15 protein-coding genes are annotated in these 19,898 nt (G+C 40.0%); 10 read left to right on the forward strand and 5 right to left on the reverse strand.

The features are described from left to right. Nucleotides 1-441 precede the first annotated feature (441 nt). The 8 genes from SYJ56_RS13585 (at nucleotide 442) to SYJ56_RS13620 (ending at nucleotide 11,485) form a co-directional block, all read left to right on the forward strand. Nucleotides 442-1,062: an RNA polymerase sigma factor gene (locus tag SYJ56_RS13585; RefSeq protein WP_323834936.1), complete on the forward strand. Its 621-nt coding sequence runs from the start codon at nucleotides 442-444 to the stop codon at nucleotides 1,060-1,062. 215 nt (nucleotides 1,063-1,277) lie between these two features. Beyond that, on the forward strand, nucleotides 1,278-2,204 hold the full coding sequence (locus SYJ56_RS13590; RefSeq protein ID WP_323834938.1) for a FecR family protein: 927 nt from the start codon (nucleotides 1,278-1,280) through the stop codon (nucleotides 2,202-2,204). 205 nt (nucleotides 2,205-2,409) lie between these two features. Continuing rightward, entirely contained in the window at nucleotides 2,410-5,883 is a 3,474-nt protein-coding gene (locus SYJ56_RS13595) for a SusC/RagA family TonB-linked outer membrane protein (RefSeq protein WP_323834941.1), read from the forward strand. 29 nt (nucleotides 5,884-5,912) lie between these two features. Then, complete coding sequence (locus tag SYJ56_RS13600) at nucleotides 5,913-7,373, forward strand: SusD/RagB family nutrient-binding outer membrane lipoprotein (RefSeq protein ID WP_323834943.1); 1,461 nt, start codon at nucleotides 5,913-5,915, stop codon at nucleotides 7,371-7,373. Between the two features lie 34 nt (nucleotides 7,374-7,407). After that, nucleotides 7,408-7,851, forward strand: a complete 444-nt coding sequence (locus tag SYJ56_RS13605) for a hypothetical protein (RefSeq protein WP_323834945.1) — start codon at nucleotides 7,408-7,410, stop codon at nucleotides 7,849-7,851. A 68-nt stretch (nucleotides 7,852-7,919) separates the two neighbouring features. Continuing rightward, complete coding sequence (locus tag SYJ56_RS13610) at nucleotides 7,920-9,089, forward strand: pyridoxal phosphate-dependent aminotransferase (protein ID WP_323834947.1); 1,170 nt, start codon at nucleotides 7,920-7,922, stop codon at nucleotides 9,087-9,089. A gap of 15 nt (nucleotides 9,090-9,104) precedes the next feature. Further along, the gene (locus tag SYJ56_RS13615) at nucleotides 9,105-10,241 is read left to right on the forward strand and encodes an AEC family transporter (RefSeq protein WP_323834949.1); all 1,137 of its coding nucleotides are present in this window, start codon (nucleotides 9,105-9,107) and stop codon (nucleotides 10,239-10,241) included. A gap of 476 nt (nucleotides 10,242-10,717) precedes the next feature. Then, complete coding sequence (locus SYJ56_RS13620) at nucleotides 10,718-11,485, forward strand: DUF6503 family protein (RefSeq protein ID WP_323834951.1); 768 nt, start codon at nucleotides 10,718-10,720, stop codon at nucleotides 11,483-11,485. 18 nt (nucleotides 11,486-11,503) lie between these two features. Here the strand turns inward: SYJ56_RS13620 and SYJ56_RS13625 are convergent, their stop codons facing one another. Continuing rightward, complete coding sequence (locus tag SYJ56_RS13625; RefSeq protein WP_323834953.1) at nucleotides 11,504-12,499, reverse strand: alpha-E domain-containing protein; 996 nt, start codon at nucleotides 12,497-12,499, stop codon at nucleotides 11,504-11,506. 14 nt (nucleotides 12,500-12,513) lie between these two features. Then, nucleotides 12,514-13,938 (reverse strand): circularly permuted type 2 ATP-grasp protein, encoded by a 1,425-nt coding sequence (locus SYJ56_RS13630; RefSeq protein ID WP_323834955.1) that lies wholly within the window; start codon nucleotides 13,936-13,938, stop codon nucleotides 12,514-12,516. Between the two features lie 261 nt (nucleotides 13,939-14,199). Here SYJ56_RS13630 and SYJ56_RS13635 point away from each other — a divergent pair, with 261 nt between their 5' ends. Beyond that, nucleotides 14,200-15,105, forward strand: coding sequence for a YitT family protein (locus tag SYJ56_RS13635; protein WP_323834957.1), 906 nt, complete (start codon nucleotides 14,200-14,202; stop codon nucleotides 15,103-15,105). Between the two features lie 85 nt (nucleotides 15,106-15,190). Here the strand turns inward: SYJ56_RS13635 and SYJ56_RS13640 are convergent, their stop codons facing one another. From SYJ56_RS13640 to SYJ56_RS13650, 3 genes are all read right to left on the reverse strand, one after another. After that, nucleotides 15,191-15,553 (reverse strand): four helix bundle protein, encoded by a 363-nt coding sequence (locus tag SYJ56_RS13640; protein ID WP_323834959.1) that lies wholly within the window; start codon nucleotides 15,551-15,553, stop codon nucleotides 15,191-15,193. Nucleotides 15,554-15,677: 124 nt separating this feature from the next. Next, nucleotides 15,678-17,738, reverse strand: a complete 2,061-nt coding sequence (gene metG / locus SYJ56_RS13645; RefSeq protein ID WP_323834961.1) for a methionine--tRNA ligase — start codon at nucleotides 17,736-17,738, stop codon at nucleotides 15,678-15,680. A gap of 94 nt (nucleotides 17,739-17,832) precedes the next feature. Next, nucleotides 17,833-18,465 (reverse strand): TetR/AcrR family transcriptional regulator, encoded by a 633-nt coding sequence (locus SYJ56_RS13650; RefSeq protein WP_323834962.1) that lies wholly within the window; start codon nucleotides 18,463-18,465, stop codon nucleotides 17,833-17,835. Between the two features lie 414 nt (nucleotides 18,466-18,879). On the opposite strand from SYJ56_RS13650, the gene SYJ56_RS13655 reads away from it, so the two are divergent. After that, on the forward strand, nucleotides 18,880-19,857 hold the full coding sequence (locus SYJ56_RS13655; protein ID WP_323834963.1) for a hypothetical protein: 978 nt from the start codon (nucleotides 18,880-18,882) through the stop codon (nucleotides 19,855-19,857). The last annotated feature ends 41 nt before the right edge of the window (nucleotides 19,858-19,898 follow it).

Consider the following 19,898-nt stretch of genomic DNA (forward strand, 5'->3'; position numbering starts at 1 on the left):
CAAAATCTAATTAAAAGCGGGATTTACCAAATCGGTAGTTCCGCTTTTTTCATTTTGTACTATTCTAAGATTGCTGTTCTACCCTTGGTTTTTTACCCGGATGCCAGTAATAAAGAATTACAAAATTCTATAACAGCTAATTGTTTGAGCAGTCAGAAGTTAAATCAAAAATTGAATTCCACGATTTATTTGTATTTGCAACCCAAAACACAATTAAATACTATCTAGTTGATTTTTAGACTCTTAATAGAGTATCAGAAAGAAAGACAGCAAATCCAATTTTGACCCTATTTTTAAAATTATTACATAAAAATTCATGACATCTATTTTATTTAAACCCACGATTTGATAGTTTAACAGAAATTATTCAAATCAATTGGAAAATTTAAACCGACTTTTACTAATTACTATTTTTAGAGTTCAATTATAAGTAAAAGACCCATGTCCGAAAAAGTGTTAAACGACCAGGAGATCCTAGATAGAATCAAAAATGATGATCAATCCGCATTTATTGAAGTTTACGACCTTTTCTGGAAACGTCTGTTCAACTTTGGCTACAAAAAACTCGGTAAAAAGGAGATCGTGGAAGGAATCGTTCAAGAGGTATTTATTGATTTATGGACCAAGAGGACAAAACTCGAAATTCACACCTCACTTTCCTCCTATTTATTCACAGCAGTGAATTACCGGATTATCAACCAATTCAAATCTCAAAGTATTCGCGATAAATATTCAGAACAGGAAAAAACCAAAGGAGAACAAAACAGCTCATCAGTTGAAGAGATGGTCCTTTATAAGGACTTGAAATTAAACATCAAAAAAGTAGTTGGGGGATTTCCCCCACAGCGTAAAAAAGTCTATCAACTCCGCTTCAACAAAGGCCTGAGCTATATAGAAATCTCCCAAAATCTGGAAATATCTGTTAGCACTGTTGAGAAACATCTAATGCGAGCGCTAAAAGACATTCGGATCAGCCTGAGAGAGCTCACACTTTCAGCATTCACCTACATAGGGTTAGACTCAATTTTTGAAATACTAATTACAACCTCTTATTTCAACTAACCCTACCCCACCAAGCTTATTACACCTTATAGAACTAAGAGTGTTTCCTTGAGTAACTTTCGTAGAGTCATTTATTGCAAAAAATAAAATAGCAGGGTATAAAAAGAGACTATTTTTAACAAAATTATGCAGAAAATAAAAAAACTGGTTTTTTTTCAGTTTGCAATGGAGGATAATTCCACCTGAATTGACATATACAGTATAACACAGAAGTTATGACCGAAAACAATTCCAACTTATTTCAAGAAGAGAACACAGAGTCACATTCTGGGCTTAAAGAACCTTACGAACCTGACTTTATCGATCACCTCGGTAATGAAGATCAGCAAGCCTTGAAGAAAAAAATATTCACAGGAATAAAGTCAGGAATTAGAAAGAATGAGAAAAGAGCTAGAAGGAAAAAGAAGATTCTTCACCATGCAAAAATCGCCGCCTCCATTCTCTTAATACTTGCAGTAAATGTTGGGCTTTGGCAAATGATCAAAATCAAAGAATATAACTATCAAACTGGACCAAACGAAACACTACAAATAGAGCTACTTGATGGATCGACTGTCTTATTGAATTCCAATTCCACCTTGACCTTTTCCCAGACCTGGGCTTTAGGATTTGAGAGAAAAGTGGCGTTAATCGGAGAGGCATATTTTGACATAGCAAAAGATTCAGATGCCAAACGATTTGTAATCAATGAAGGAAAAGTAATGGAAGTAGAAGTCTATGGAACTGAGTTCAATTTAAAAAACCAGCATCCAATTCATAAACTTACTTTAATAGAAGGCAGCGTGAAATTAGGCTATCTAGATGAAGAAGGGAGCACCAACCGCATGGTGGTACCTGGAGAAACGATAAAACTTAATGTAGATAACAATCAAATAGAATCTAAAACTTTAACCGACCCTGAAAGGCTTCTTGCCTGGCAAGACAGAAAACTACGAATGCATAATGAAAGTCTTGAGGAGGTTTTAGGAATAGTCACTGAACTATATGATTTAGAAATAATTGATCAAAAAATACCATCAACCTACCAACTAATTTCAGGAAGCTTACCACTAACCGATAATCCACATGATGTGATCAATAATATCGAAGTACTATTCGATACGGAGATCAATCTAGAACAGAATTCAATTCGAGTACAATAGATTACCGCTTGCCTTTCGGCCGGATCGCAAGCAAAAGCTTTAACCATAGTAAAATTAGTTCGAGCAAAAAGCTCTGGTAAAGTCACCAGCAGCTAAAACATTACACTAGTGAGGTCTGGCTATCTACCATATTCAGACCTAGAATGATTAACAATTTGCCCAAAATAAACGCGAGTTATCATTCTAACCACTAACCTGTTAATCTATGCTCATCAAATTTACCCGTTATCTATTGGTTGCCGGGGTAACTGGAGTGCTAGCACTCCCAATCTCCGCAAAAGGCCAAAATTTCACACAAATTGCCAAAGGACCGACTTCCGGTGAGAAGTTGGATAGAAAAAATCTGGAATCCACTCTAAAAGAGCTGGAAGACTTATATGCAATATCCATTGCATATCCTTCTTCCCTAGTAGATTCTGAAACAAAAATCCCTGCTGCTATTAATTCCAAACTTACTGCAGAAGAGAACCTGCAACGGATTCTAAATGGAAGCCAGATTAATTATAGAAAAGGCGCTGGAGCCTTTTATATGTTGGAACAGTCAGAAACTAAAACAGCAACAGCTCCTGCTACGAATAACTTTACCTATCAAATACCAACTCCAACTGTTCAGAAAATAGAGCGGACCATTCAAGGAGTTGTATTAGACGAAGTCCAAGTTCCCATTCCAGGTGCTAGTATCTTGATTAAAGGGACGATGAATGGAACTGTCACCGACATCGATGGTAAATTCTCCCTAACACTCGATGATGAAAGTGCCGATGCAATCCTGGTCGTCTCCTTCATAGGATTCACCACTTACGAGACCAAAGTTGGCACAAACTCAATGTTCACTATCGAATTAGCTTCATCCGATTTGGCATTGAACGAAGTCGTGGTAACTGCATTTGGTCTTGAGCGGGATAAAAAAGCGCTTGGCTATTCCACACAAAGTGTAGATGGAAGCGCCCTTACAGAATCACGTCCGACTAACGTAGCCAATAGCCTTTCAGGAAGAGTGGCCGGTGTTCAAGTCACCGGAAACTCCATGCCGGGCAGTGGTGCTCATGTAGTAATTAGAGGATCATCATCAGTGGCTGGAAACAACCAGCCTCTTGTAGTCGTGGATGGCGTCCCTTTGGAACAAACCTCCAGTAGACAATATGGAAACGGTCTCTCTGAGATAAGTCCTGACAACATCAAGGAAATGACTATTCTGAAAGGTGCTACAGCAGCAGCCCTCTATGGTTCACGAGCTGCAAATGGAGTCATAATGGTGACTACAAAAAATGGCGCTGGGACCAAAGGACTAGGTATAGAGCTCAACAGCAACATGACTTTTGACAACCCGCTTGTTACTCCCGACTTCCAAAATACTTATGGAGGAGGCGCTGGCTATAGAACATGGTATGTGGATGGAAGAAATGGCTTTGACGCAGATGGCATCCGGGGAACTGCGGGTGTGGATGAAAGCTGGGGAGCACCGATGGATGGCAGAATGGTGCCGCTTTGGTATTCAGCTCCTGAGAAAGTCGCGCTGCTACCTCAGTCAGATAACTACGCTGATTTCTGGGAGACAGGTCAAAGCTTTTCCAATACAATCGCACTTTCTGGAGGAAATGAGCAAGGCAATTTCCGTGTAGCTATCGGTAGATTGGATCAGACCAGTATCATGGCTGATAACGATTATTTCCGAAACAATTTTAAGATAAACACCTCCTACAAATTTGTACCAAAGCTTCAAATGAGTGTAAATGCTGAGTATGTCAAATCAGGCTCGGACAATAGAGGGTTTACAGGCAGCCAAGATTTTATTTGGGCTCACAGACACACAGATTACACCAAGCTCAAAAACTGGGAGGACTATTATGATATCCAAAGACAAACATTCAGACCTGGTGATGATTATCCATATGCGAACTGGCAACACGAATACTTTTCAAATCCGTTTTTCAACCAAAAGTATTTGCCCAATTCTAACGAGAAAGACCGCTTAGTAGGAAGTATTGCTCTGAATTATGATATAAATGAGTATTTCAGCATCATGGCAAGATCTGGTACTGATTATTGGTCAGATACACGAATAAACATCAATAGCGCAGAAAGCTTTAAAAACAATGTCAAAAGATTTGGTTCATACTCAGAATCAGTTCTAAACAGCCAAGAAACAAATAGTGATGTAATTCTGACTTTTGACAAGGACTTATTGCCCAATCTTTCTCTTAAAATACAAGCCGGGGCCAATAACAGAGTCAACAACTATAAAAGCACCTCAGTCAATGTAGGCCAACTTACCATAGACGGACTATATAATTTAGGCAACTACGCTAGCCCAGTTACCCCTTCAAGTACCATTAGAAAGCAAGAAGTGAATAGTGTATTCGGTTCAGCACAATTCGGATATAACAACTACTTATTTCTGGATGTGACTGGTAGAAATGATTGGTCAAGTACCCTGCCTACTAACGACAATTCATTCTTCTATCCATCAGTGGCCTTGAGTGCTGTACTGACAGATATATTCGATGTACAGTCAGATTTCCTTTCATTTGCTAAAATTAGAGGAAGTATAGCACAAGTGGGTAACGATGCAGATCCATACTTGCTAAATCAAGTTTATTCTTCTGAAGGACTATGGGCGGGAACCACTCCTACTTACGCAGAATCGAATGAAATTGCCAATAGGTCTCTAAAGCCAGAGATCACTACGGGTAAAGAAGTTGGTTTGGACTTGAGGTTTTTTGAAGGCCGTGCAGGGATAGACTTTACTTATTATCACCAATCCACTGTAAATCAAATTCTAGCAGTATCTATTTCTACAGCATCAGGATATAGTAGTCAAATCCTAAATGCAGGTGAAATCACAAACCAGGGAATTGAGCTGACAATTAATGCCACACCTATTAATACTGCATCAGGATTTAGCTGGTACACTGCATTGAATTTTGCAAGAAACAGGAATAAGGTAGTAGAGTTGGCTGAAGGCTTGGAAAACTACATTTTAGGCACTCAAAACTCACTCACTTCAGAAGCACGTGTAGGCCAGCCTTATGGCTCTCTATATGGCAGAAGATACTTAAGAAGTCCTGAAGGAGAACTCGTTTACAACAATGGGCTTCCGGTATTAGAAGAAGGCACTTATACATTAGGCAATATTCAGCCTGACTGGATAGGCGGCTGGACTAACTCATTTACTTATAAAGGTCTTGAGCTTAACACCTTGATTGATGTAAAAATGGGTGGAGACATATTCGATGTGGGAACTGGTCTTGCCAGAAAAACCGGTCAATATGCTGAGACTGCAATTGGACGGGAAGAAGGAGTAATAGGCCAAGGAGTAATGAATGTAGGTACAGCAGAAGAACCGGTGTATGTACCAAACGATGTGATAGCAAATGCTGACACATTCTGGAATACTCAAAATCCACGTACTTATCATGAATCTGGAATTTTTGATGGCACGTTTGTGAAGCTTCGCGAACTGTCTTTAGGATATGTATTTCCAAAAAGCTTCTTCGGCAATAAGTTCATCCAAACCATGAAACTCTCTTTCGTGGGACGTAATCTGGCTATTCTCTATAAAAACCATCCTCACATGGATCCGGAAGTGGATATGAAAGGCGGCAACGGACAAGGATTTGCCTACGGACAAATGCCCACTACACGTAATCTGGGATTCAATCTTAACGTGACATTCTGATCTAATCTTCTACCTATTAAGAACTTATCATGAAAAGACTATACAAATCCACCATCGCAATACTCCTTTTGACATTCGGTACAATAACTTCTTGTACTAATGACTTTGAGGAAATCAATACTGATCCGAACAACCCAGTCTCTATTTCTCCTTCCCTGCTATTACCTAATGCAATTCAAGTTGTCGTGGATAGATATTGGGGGCATAGCACACGATATCAGCGCCTAAATATAGATGCAGCCATGTGCTGGATTCAGCATCTTTCCCGAAACATATACATCAATGCTGAGGGAGATAGTTATGAAATACCGCTCACGATCTCTTCAGGCACTTGGAACAACCTCTACAATGAATCACTGATCAATTTCGAAAGGGTCAAGATCTTGTCTGCACCTGGAGCAGCCTACGAAAATTCAAACTATGTCGGGATTGCAATGGTCATGCAGTCATTTACCTATGCTTATTTGACTGATGTTTTTGGGCCTATACCCTACTCCGAAGCATTGAAAGGTACTGATGAAGAAGCCATAAACTCTCCTAAATACGATTCTATGGAGGAAGTATATGCAGGAATTCTGGCTGATCTGATGGAAGCAAATGACAACCTTTCAACCAGTGGACCAGCAGTGGTCGGAGACATTATGTTCAATGGTGACATCATGAAATGGAAGCGCTTTGCCAATTCATTGGCATTGAGAATTGCTAATAGACAGGCAGCTAAAAAGCCAGCAGAATCGAAGGCGATAATGACTCAAATACTTTCTGACCCTGCAAAGTACCCGATTATAGAAAGTAACGACCAAGCGGCAGAGTTGATCCATTTTGATGTAATAGGCAGCAGAAACAAGATGTTTGATGTGTTTTCAACTCGATCAGATTGGAATATCAGCACTACGCTAATCGACAAACTGCTAGCTCTTGATGATGAGCGAATCACAGTGTATGCACAGCCATTGGAAGATGGTACCTACGCAGGCCTTCCTAACGGACTGACAGATGCGGCAGCCGGAAATTACAACGCTTCGAGAATTGGTCTTAAATATCTGGACCCTACTGCTCCAAGTGTTTTGATGACCTATTCGGAAGTAGAATTCATTAAAGCTGAAGCAGCATTAGACGGAGATATTGACGGTGATGCGGAAGAATTCCTTGAAAGTGCTATCAAAGCTTCATTTGAACAACAGGGTCTTAGTATGCCAAGTGATTACCTAAGCCGATTAGGTGGAGTGACGAAGGAAAGTATCATGACTCAAAAATGGATTGCTCTTTTCGGACAGGGAGTTGAAGCTTGGAATGAGTATCGACGCACAGGATATCCTGTGATGCCTGCTCCCAACCCAAACTCTGTGTTTTCGAATGACGGCATTCTTCCAACCAGAATTGAATATCCCACTTCGGAATATTCTCTTAACAAAGTAAATCTGGACGATGGTGTCAGCAAACTCGGTGGCTCCGACAATATGAGAACTCCACTTTGGTGGGTAGAATAATCAAAATCAAACTCCAATCATTCAACTGAAATTTATGAAAAAATCATTCAATATATACTTAGCTCTGGCAGCCTTCGCCACAATTGCTTTCACACAATCCTGTGTGGAAGCTGAAGACTTGGTTACACCAAATGTGGCCTCACCAGTTTTGGTTTTGCTTGAAGGGAACTCCTTCAGCGCAGCCGCATCCGTGACTGTAGGTTCCCAGTTTCTGGAATTAGACAAAACCTACATTCTTGACCATACCAAAGGAATAGACTCTATCCCAGTACCTAACCTTAACATTGCTGTCTTCATCAACAATACAAATGAAGTAGCAAAGTTGGTGACAGACTCAGAAGGAAGTGCTGACTTGGTCATTTCTTGGGCTGATCTAGGTTTACCTGAAGCAAAAAAAGGGGACCAAGTCCGGTTAGAATTCGCAGGTACCCATAAAAACGTGGCCTTTCGAAAATATCACACTGTCCGGGTTAATTAACACAGATCATTAATTATAAACATTAAAAAAATCCTCTAAAACTTTCTACAACCTTATTTAAAATAGCTATGAATCATTCAATTAACAGAAGAAATTGGATCAAATCCAGCCTTATGGCAGTGGGAACTATGGCAGTAGCTCCTGCTTTTGCCCTGCCAAAAAACAAAGCACTGGCTGCTTACCAGCCAGACTCTATTCTAAATGAGCACATCCCAGCTTTTCGATACGATGAGGCTCGTTTAGTAGCAAAACTAAATGCAAATGAGAATCCATATGGTCCTTCTCCAAAAGTGATCAAAGCCATTTCAGACTCCATTTCATTGGGTAACAGATATGGTCATGGCGAGGCTAAGGTGCTTATCGATATAATCGCCGAAAAAGAAGGTGTAAGCGCAGATCACATCATGCTATCTCCCGGATCATCGGATATTCTAGAAAAGACGGCATTTGTGCAATTTATGAACGGAGGCAATGTGGTATCAGCAGATCCATCTTACATGTCCTTAATGAATACCGCTCAAAAACTTGGGGCGACTTGGAAGCCTGTTTTATTGACAGGAGATTATCAGCATGATCTGGATGGAATGGCTAAAGCTGTGGACTCAGAGACTAACCTGGTTTACATATGCAATCCAAACAACCCTACTGGCTCTATTACTGATGCGAAGAAATTAAGAGCTTTTTGCTCTTCAGTTTCAGAAAAAACTCCAGTATTCGTAGATGAAGCCTACTTGGAATTCATGGAAAAACCAGAAGAAAGCTCAATGGTGGGTTTGGTAGCAGAGGGCAAAGATGTGATGATAGCCAGAACATTCTCTAAAGTCCACGGAATGGCGGGGCTTAGAATCGGATATTTAGTAGCACTTCCAGAGCGAATTGAAAGCATCACTTCTAAGGTAAGAAGCACCATGGGACTTTGCGTCACCTCATTAAACGGCGCTATAGCAAGCATGAAAGATCCTGGATTCATCACCAGCTGCAGAAATATGAATACCGAATGTAGGGAATATACCAAAGGTGAAGTCGCTTCTCTTGGGTACGACATCATCCCTTCCCATACAAGTTTCATGATTTTCCCACTTCGCATGGAAGGACAGCCATTTATGAAAGGCATGTACGACAGCGGGGTTGGTATCCGGGTATTCAATATTGACAAGAAACCTTGGTGCCGAGTGAGTATGGGTACCATGGACGAAATGGAAATTTTCGTCGACGCCTTCAAAAAAGTGACCGCCTAGTAAGTAGAGATTCGTATGAGTATTGCACTTCAGAAGACCCTATCGCTGCTTCTCTTGATAGTTATCGGGATATTTCTCCAGAAAAAACTACAAAATGAGGATCAGAAAAAGGGGTTAAAAACCATAATTCTAACCATAGCCTTACCGGCAATGATCTTTGTCGCTTTGTTGAAAATCGAAATCAATCCAGATCTACTGATTCTTCCGGTTTTGGCTTTGATATTTAATATTGTGATGATTGTCCTTACCAAGTTCTCCCTGCCATTCTTTGGCATCAAGGCAGATACTCCGGCTATGCGAACACTGATGTTGCTTCTCCCTTCTCTGGCTCCAGGATTGACATGCTTCCCGTTTATAGTAGAATACCTGGGAGATGATGTGCTAGCATGGGCAGCGCTTGCTGACATTGGAAATAAGCTATTTGTATTGGTTTTAGCCTATTTACTTGCCATGTCTTGGTATTACAAAAACCAAAAGATCAAAGCTAAATCCAATGGCCAGAAAGTAAAAGAACTGCTGATAGCCATGGTGAGTGAACCAATAAACCTTGTGATTTTAGTCGCAATAGTTCTGCTCAGCTTTGGATTCAACATGGAAAGTATGCCAGGATTCCTAAGCTCATCTATTCTAATGATGAAGGATATGATGACTCCCTTGGTTTTGCTTTTCATAGGGATAGCTGTGATTTTCAAATGGGATCAGCTACGTATGATTGCTTCAATTCTCACATTCCGAGCAGGATTTACCTTTCTGCTTAGCGGTCTATTTATCTGGCTTGTACCCATGCCCTCAGAAGCAGCAATACTACTTGCTGTGGTTTTCCCACAGAGTGCAGTGAGCTTCTGGCCATTTGCGCATATGTCAGCAATACGGAAGTTTGAATATGAAAATGACGCTCAGAAAGACAATCCAACCTTTGATCTTGAATTGGGAATCAATGTACTAGCCGTGTCCATGCCGTTTAGCACATTATTAGTTCTAGGTGTATTTACCTCTGGCAGCTATTTCACTTCACCCCTTCATGTTTTATCAGTCGGAGGACTATTAATAGGAGCAGCTTTAGTGCCTAAAGTTATACAGTGGATTAAAAGCTCTGATTTCAGCTTTGACGACTTGAGTGAAAAAGAGCTTAAAGACAGCTCAGTAGAATAATACACAGTAGGTTATTTGAATAACCGATAGGTCTGATCAGTTGAAAATGCCCGAGCGTTATGCTTGGGCTTTTTTCTGCAAGCTCCCTTGGAAGTCCCCGTGAGCTTATCACTCATGGAAAAGGGTTTATTGAAGATCAGTTTGCGAATATTCGCCTGCCGCCATCAGGTACGGAATAACGTATAACAGCCATAAACCTTGGCTGACGATTACTTTTTCATCTGTTTATAATTTGATTTTCAATGGTCATAACCTGTCCCGTCCCGATAGTTATCGGGATCGATTCGGTACCTGCCTACCGTCAGGCAGGGAATCTCTCATAGCAGATAATCATTTCTCCGTGTGTTGCTTTCAACATGCTCGATTTCATGTACATTTAGTCCTAATTCATGAATACTTTTTAGAAAAATATTGAAATCATCGAATTGGGTAAAACTCAATTTCCTTTTAAATTGAACATTCAAACTCTTTGCACTATGCACAAACTCAATTTTGTTTTTACGACTTTAGGACTTCTATTCTTAATTTCCTGCCAAACTAAGGTAGAAAAACGTCTTCCTGAGCTTTCTCCTGAATTCACTTCCATATTAGAAGCGCATGGCGACTGGCAAAAATGGTATAATGCCAAGGCAGAAAGCTATGCAATGATCCATGAAGGCGTCATGACTGAGGAGGATGCGTTTATCAATCTGGACAGTAGAAAAATCCGGCTTTCCACCTCAGAATTTGAGATTGGTTTTGATGGTAATCAAACTTGGATCAGCCCCAATAGAGATGCCTATAAAGGCAACTCTGTGAAGTTTTACCACAATTTGTATTTCTATTTTTTTAATATTCCTTATGTATTTACAGATTCGGGAGTAACCGTAGAGAAAGTAGCCGATAAATCCCTGAACGGTAAAAAGTATCCAACTTACCAAGCAAAATTTGACTCCAGCACTGGTTCCAGTCCAAATGATCAATATTTCATGTTGATCAATCCAGAAACTAATAGACTTGAATATTTACTTTATACAGTGACTTACTTCGGAAATGAAAACCCTCCTATTAGCGCCTTGAAATATGAAGACTATCGGAACTCTGACGGAGTCTATTTCCCACGCATTCTAACTGGTTACATCTTCGAAAACGACTCCACAAAGAATGTAAAGTACCAAGTCACCTTTGCAGATGCCTTACTTCTGGACGAAGAGTTTGATGCAGAAATCTTTGAAAAACCCGAAGATGGAGTTTTCGCTGATTAATCGATCCAGAATGTACCCCTATCCATTCTGAGTTTGACTTTGAGTTTGAGTTTGAATTACCTGATTATCTCTAATGGTGAAGAAGTTAGAATCAACTAAATTTGATATATCATTAATTTTTAATTGAAGGTTATCAAGGTATTCGTGTAGTCCAAATCCAATAATCTCCCCTACCTCGGCAAATTCCAATCTTGAGCGTAGCTCACCCATAGCTTTTTCGGATGAGTTCATATAGCCACTTCCCAAGTTACCTGAGATATTGTGGAGGCATTTTTCGGCTTCTTTAATACAGTAGTAAATAGATCTAGGAAAATATTTATTCAAAACCAGAAACTCCACCACACAGGCAGAATCAATATTCCCATATAATCTTCGGTACGTATTAAAAGCTGTTACAGATTTCAGTAACGCCATCCAATGAAGAAAATCCAGCGGAGTTCCAACTTGCTGGTCAGATGGCAATAAGATATGATATTTCACATCCAATATCCTAGAAGTCTTGTCCGCACGTTCTAAATACTGACCAAGTTGCCTGAAGTACCAGCCCTCTATTCTAGCTACACTGCTATCAGCAATACCATAGATCAATAGAATCTGGTTTTTCACCTTTTCAAAAAACGGTCTCGGATCTTCTTTCTTCCAAACTTTCTTTTCCAAACCATCCTGCATCATATAATAGAGTTCATTGACTTTCTCCCAAGTCTCCTTATTTAGATTTTCACGGATGATTCGTGCATTTTCCCTAGCATTTTTGATAGTACATAGCATAGAGTTCGGGTTTTCAGCATCAAATCCCAAAAAGAATAAAACCTGATTTCTCTCATAGCCTTTACATCTTGATTCGTAAAGCTTCAAGTCTCCCGTAGCGGCAATCAAAGGATGCCACTGCTCTTTAAGATCTACTGGTAAATCCTGCATCAAGTTAAAATTCACATCTATAAACCGGGCGTAATTCTCTGCACGCTCAAGATATCTTCCCAACCAATAAATACTATTCGCTACTCTACTTAGCATATTCTTTCTGTTTATTAATATAAAACCCAAGTATCCTTACTTCCTCCACCCTGGGAGCTGTTCACTACCAGTGAGCCTTTCTTTAGTGCCACTCGGGTCAATGCACCAGGAATTACTTCTATTTCCTTTCCATACAATATGTAAGGTCTCAAATCCACATGCCTGCCACTTATACCTTCATCAGTCAAAGTTGGGACGGTTGAGAGCGACAAAGTAGGCTGAGCTATGTAATTAGTTGGATTGTTTTTGACAAGCTCTCTGAATTTAGAATGCTCTTCTGGGGTGGCTTTCGGGCCAATAAGCATCCCATAACCTCCAGCCGCATTGGTTTCCTTCACTACCAACTCTTCAATGTGATCCAGTACATATTGTCTGTCCTTCTCTTCTCTACAGAGATAGGTCGGGACATTGTTCAAAATTGGTTCCTCGCCAAGGTAATACTTGATAATCTGTGGAACATAAGCATAGACTGCCTTATCATCAGCCACTCCAGTTCCTGGTGCATTTGCCAAGGCAATATTTCCGGCTTTGTAGGCTTCAAACAAGCCAGGCACGCCGAGCATGGAATCCGGATTGAATGTCTCCGGATCAAGGAAAGTATCATCAATCCTGCGATAAAGCACATCTATTTGCTGCAGTCCTTTAGTGGTCTGCATATAAACCTTTTTATTCTCAACGATCAAATCCACACCATTTACCAGTTCCACACCCATTTGCAAAGCAAGATAGGAATGCTCGTAATAAGCAGAATTGTAAATCCCTGGAGTCAGAACTCCTACCACTGGTTTTGGTTTATCCGAAAGATTCTGAAGCATGCGTAGCAGCTTCGTGGGATAATCGGATACCGGCATGACGCCATTTTGATTGAAAACATCAGGGTACACTCGCTTGATAATCTCTCGACTTTCCAGCATATAAGATACGCCAGAAGGACATCGGAGATTATCTTCCAAAATGTAGTATTCTCCATCTTTGCTTTTCACCAGATCAGTACCTGTAATATGGCACCAAATACCCTTTGGAGGTGTAAGGCCAATGCAAGGCGCTAGATAATCCTTACTTTTCAGGATAAGTTCTGAGGGAATAATTCCATCATTTAGGATCTTTCGCTCATTATAAATATCCTGAAGGAAAAGATTAAGTGCCTGAGTCCGTTGCTTTAATCCAGCTTCGAGTTTCTGCCATTCTGAATTGGGAATAATCCTGGGAATAATATCCAAATGCAGAATCTTCTCCAAGCCCTGATTGTCATGATAGACATTAAATGTCATACCCATTGATCGCTGCGTCTGGTTTGCAGAATGCTGAAGCTGGTTCATCTTTCTAGAGCTCGTCTTTTTCAGATGATGATAAAATTCATTGTAATGTTCTCTAATCTCTCCATGTTCAGAGATCATCTCGTCATAATGTTCTCCTGCGTTGTATCCTTCGGTCTTCATAAATTTATCTAACTAAAACAAGCCTCAAAAAGATAGATGAAAAAGTGTAATTGTCAAAAAAAATAATAGAATAGGTTCATATTTTTATCCAAATCTATATTTTGAGTGCACATAATCAAAAATACGATTCAATAATTACCAATTCTTCAATTTGATCAAGAATTATTTCACCCCTCTCTTCCCTCTTAAGGTAAGTATTTATTCTTGGGCTAGAAAAATTTATAAACAGAACAGTTGATTAAAAACCTCTATTTTCGACCCATGGTTAAGCGTCTATTAAAAATACAGGATCACTCACTAATAAAAAGAATTACGATTTGGAGACAAATCAAAGATGGGCTTTTCATCGCGATTGGTGTAGTGATGGCTAGTATTGGCCTTAAAGGATTTCTATTGCCAAATGGATTCTTTGATGGAGGCGCTATGGGCATGTCCCTGCTCTTGGAAATGCTCACTCCAGTCAATCTTTCTGTATTGATTATCCTAGTCAATTTGCCTTTCATCCTTTTGGGAGCTAAGCAGGTCTCTGTACCATTCGCCATCAAAAGTACAATTGCTATTTTCGGCTTGGCCCTTATGGTACACTTTATAACAGTCCCAGCAATTACTGCTGACAAATTGCTGATTGCTGTCTTTGGAGGATTCTTTCTTGGAAGTGGTATTGGGTTTGCAATTAGAGGAGGCGCTGTGATCGATGGTACTGAAGTCCTGGCGATTTCTGTCAGTAGGAAATCAAGCTTGACTGTAGGAGATTTCATCACTGTATTCAATGTGTGTTTGTTTATAGTAGCAGCGATTTTCGTGGATTTAGAAACAGCCATGTACTCCATGCTGACTTATTTTTCTGCTTCCAAAACAGTGGATTTTATCATCAATGGAGTCGAAGAATACCTTGGCGTAATGATCATGTCTTCGTATAATGAGGAAATCAAGCAAATGATTTCCTTTGATTTAGGGCGTGGTGTAACAGTCTTAAAATCCGATGGTGGCTATGGAGACAAAGCCAATCAGCTTCCAGACAGAAAAGTTCTATTTTGCGTAATCACCAGACTTGAAGTCACCAAAATGCTGGTAGAAATCGAAAAAATTGATTCAAAAGCCTTCGTGATCCAATACCCAATCAAGGATACTAAAGGCGGGATGATTAAGAAGAGACCGTTGCATTAGAATAATCAATGGACAATTATCAATTTGCAATATTCAAGGTGTGCTCTTACTTGATCTTTGAAACTTGAATTTGACCTTTGATGATTTATTGATTCATATTTTTCTTGGTATTGAAGATAATCTTCCCAAAAATTGCACAAAGCTCTTCAGGTTCCTTTAATAGCAATGCTCTATGAATAGCATTCCCGAATTCAGAATAAGTCAATATTTTCAATGTTGACCGGGATTCTTTTAACTCTTTTAGAACAATACCATTTTTGTGCACAAAATCTTTTTTACTCTCAGCACCTTGCGCTTCTCCATAATTAAGGCAGGCACCAGTAGAAGACCTGATCAATTGATTTCTCAAGTGATTTTCAGCAAAAGTATCTCCTAAAGAATTGCAAAACTTTATCGTCTCCCCTGCAAAACGCACCAGACGTTCTTCAAAATCATATTTCTTATCCATAAATCTCTTAAAAAAGCCCAATCGAATTTAATCCAATTGGGCTAACAGTTAAAAATCAACTCTCAATTTCCAAGTAGAGAGTTCCTTCACTTGATAATTGAACCTTGAATTTGAGTATTGAAAATTATGATATTGTCGATCCATTCGCAGTGCCTTCATGCGGTACCATCAGCTTGAGCTTTCCATCTTTGTCTTCAGCCATTAGGATCATGCCTTCAGAGTCTATGCCCATCATCTTACGCGGAGCAAGGTTGATCAACATCGTCACTTGCTTACCAATCAAAAACTCAGGCTCGAAGTGCTCAGCTACACCGCTAAGAACAGTTCTCTCACCTAAGCCTGTATCCACTTTCAGCTTCAGCAACTTCTTGGATTTCGGCATTTTCTCCGCATCCAAAATCGTCACCACGCGCATATCTAGCTTTGCAAAATCATCGTAAGTAATGATCTCTTTCATCACAGGAACGGGTGCATTTTCAGCTTCATTCATTTTCTTGGCATCAAATAGTTTTTGTACTTGTTTTTCTACAGTTTCATCTTCGATTTTATCGAAAAGTAACCCCATCTCTCCAAGTGAGGTACCAGCTTTCAATAGCTCTACCTCCCCAGCATCTGACCAGTCTATCTTATTCATCCCAAATAAATCCACCAGTTTCCTAGCAGTAAAAGGTAAAAAAGGCTCGGATACAATTGCAAGATTTGCTGCAATATTCAAGGCGACATTAAGGATGGTTCCCGTGCGGGTTTCATCAGTTTTGATGACTTTCCAAGGCTCCGTATCAGCTAGGTATTTATTTCCCAATCGAGCCAATTCCATCACTATACTAAGCGCCTCTCGGAATCTGTATCGCTCGATTGATGCGGCGATTTTCTCTGGAAATTCTGCCAAAGTATCCAATATCTCCTGATCATACCCAGTCAATTCACCTCGCTGAGGAATAATTCCCTGATAGTATTTATGAGTCAAAACCACCGCACGATTCACGAAATTCCCGTAGATCGCAACCAGCTCTGAGTTATTTCTTGTCTGGAAATCTTTCCAGGTAAAGTCATTGTCCTTAGTCTCAGGAGCATTAGCCGTCAGCACGTATCGAAGTACATCCTGCTTGCCAGGAAACTCTTCCAAATACTCATGAAGCCAAACTGCCCAGTTTCTTGAAGTAGAAATCTTGTCTCCTTCCAAGTTCAAAAACTCATTGGCAGGTACATTATCCGGAAGGATGAAATCACCATGAGTTTTCAGAATTGCCGGGAAAATGATACAGTGGAATACGATATTATCTTTGCCTATGAAATGAACCAACTTGGTGTCCTGATCTTTCCAGTAAGGTTCCCAATCTATACCTTTCTCGGCAGCCCATTCTTTAGTAGAAGAGATGTAGCCAATCGGCGCATCAAACCAAACATAAAGCACTTTACCCTCAGCATCCTGTAAAGGCACTTTTATTCCCCAATCCAAATCCCGAGTCATCGATCTAGCTTGCAGGCCCTCACCGGCTTCCAGCCAAGAGCGACATTGCCCTAGCACATTGTTTTTCCAATCCTCAGCATGATCCTCCAGAATCCATTTTTTCAGGAAATTCTGGTATTTCGCCAAATCCAAAAACCAATGCTTAGTCTCTTTCAAAACAGGAGTTCTTCCGCTCAGTTTTGACTTGGGATTGATGAGTTCTGTAGGGCTAAGAGAGCTTCCGCATTTCTCACATTGATCACCATAGGCATGCTCGTTGCCACATATAGGACAGGTTCCTTCTATATATCTATCCGCTAAAAATTGATTTGCTTCTTCATCATAATACTGCTCAGTACTTTGCTCTAGAAATTCACCTTTTTCATAGAGGTCCATGAAAAGGCCTTGGGCAGTCTCATGATGAATAGGCGCCGATGTACGGGAATAATGATCAAAGCTGATCCCAAATTCCTGAAAACTTCCTTTCATCATTTCATGGTATTGATCCACCACTTCCTGAGGAGTCTTTCCTTCCTTCTTTGCTTTGATGGTAATCGCTACCCCATGCTCATCGCTACCACAAATGTATGCTACATCCTTACCGTTGCTCCTCAAATAGCGAACATAAATATCTGAGGGAATGTAACATCCGGCCAGATGACCAATGTGAAGCGGCCCATTGGCATAGGGAAGGGCGGAAGTGACTGTATATCTTTTAAAATTTTTATGACTCATATGAGTGGAACTATTCGGGTTTTTGAAAGGTGATTTTCTACTGAAATGCGTTCAATATTGGCTGCAAAGATAGGAAAAACAGCTGAAGCAGGGGTTAGCCATTCGCAAATTCATTGCGTGCATCCTCTGTCAAAATTCCATTGTATATAATAGTGATCGCCTGATCGTAGATATCGGCGGGTGAAATCTTCATTCCCTTCTGTATGGGCTCTGGAAACTGCCTGGTGAATTTAGGATCCATAAGTGATTGTACCGCGGTGGCATAAAGCATGACCACCAAATTGATATTGACGGATGGCTTGACTAAACCCTCGCTTATACCCTGCTCTAGCAATTTCTTAAAACGTGTGTATGCAGATTCTTTGATGTACTGCTCCAGGTCTACCCAGATTTCGGGGGCATATTCCCTGAGGTCTTCAAAAAGTTCAGGATTGATCGGCCCCAGCAGGGAAGCCATTACGGTCAAAGTAGACTTCAATTTGAGGGGAAAAGAAATATACCGGTTCTCTAAGACAGCCTCAACTTTAGCTGTAAGCTTGGTTTTAGTCACTTCAAAAGAAGCCGCAAGCAATTCCAGTTTGCCTGGGTAATATTTGTAAAGTGTCTTTTTGCTCATGCCAAGGATTTGGGCAATATCATCCATGGTGGTATGACGGTAGCCTTTCTGTAGAAAAAGTTTGTATGCTGCATCCAAAATCTTGCTTTCAACACTCGCTTTTTTACTCATAGGAATTTAGGGAAATGGGGAAAACAAAGATTTAAAATAATGGGAGGATATACAATGAAAATAGTTCACGCAGCGGTGCGGTGGTGCAAAGTCGCAGTTTTGCTTACACATTAGAATCGATAGAATAAAAGAAAACTTTACAGCTTTCTCAGCGGAATCTTTGCTGCTTTGCGGTAAGTCCCTTTTTCGGCAATGAGATTATGTGATAGAATCTATGGAGACCTCAGAGAATTGATTATAATAAACTTTCATAAACTCTTACTGCATGTGAGAACATGTCCACTGAGGGTAAAAGTGCAAGAATACCAGACGAATTCTATAAACATTCGCTTACCGGATAGATTGGTTGTAGGAAATTGCTATTTTGGGACTAAGACTTTATTCAACAAATTAATACCCCCTATTTAAAGGTAAATGACAGTAACAGGTAAATTAAATAAGGTAAACTCAATTGTAATTCCTGTATTGATTATTTTTTTTCTTGGCGCAATGGCCTATTTCGTGGGCTTCCTTTCTTTCCTAGAAGTAGACAATGGGAAGGTGGATTCCATTTATAAAACACCAATCTACGGCAGCCTTATTCTAATTGTAGCAATTATCCCGACGGCCATATACTACATGAAAATGTTTAAAACCATTCATATAGACAGCAAAGGGATAAAGCTCAGCAACATATTCAAGACTGAATTCATCAAGTGGAGCGAAATTCAAAGGATAGAATTGATTGGTAAGAGTCAGGGTACAGCATCACCAAGTGACTCAGCAAACCTTATACTTCATAGCGGAAGGCATATTGACCTTATAGCTTCCTATTATGAGAACATGCCAACCATTAGAAAATCACTTGAACAAATAATTGAGTGTGTCCATTCCGGTAAACCGATCGAACTGAACCCAGAGATCGAAATGCCGAAAGTTGATCCTACTGGCTTTGTGAACCTCAGTGGAATGACGAAATACAGTGGCAATCATTTTCTATCCTTGAATGGACTAATGATTTATCTCTGGACTGCCTTCTCTATTTACTTATTGATGACCATCCACGTAAGCTCGTTCAATTCACTCCTAGGAATGATACTTGTGCTAATAGGTATGTTCGGGATCTTTTATGGCTTTTTAGGCTTTCAGCTTCATTATTTTTATGCAGACAGTAAATATCTGGTAATCAAGAACCATGTCTGGCCATGGAAAAAACATGTATACAGAATTGAAAACATCAAACAAGTTGTTATTGAAACGCCTTACAAAAGGTCAACTTCACTAAGAGTCATTACTAAAGACTACCACTCAAGGCTTTATCCAAGCGGAAGTTTAAGAGGTGGAACTTGGAAAGATTTAGTACAGGGGCTGGAAAACCTGAAGGTTAGCATTAGGACTGAAACTGCTTTTTGATTTTCAGTCACGAAGTAATCAACAGCACCACAATAATCACT

The sequence above is a fragment of the Algoriphagus aurantiacus genome (assembly GCF_035156405.1).
GTDB lineage: Bacteria > Bacteroidota > Bacteroidia > Cytophagales > Cyclobacteriaceae > Algoriphagus > Algoriphagus aurantiacus.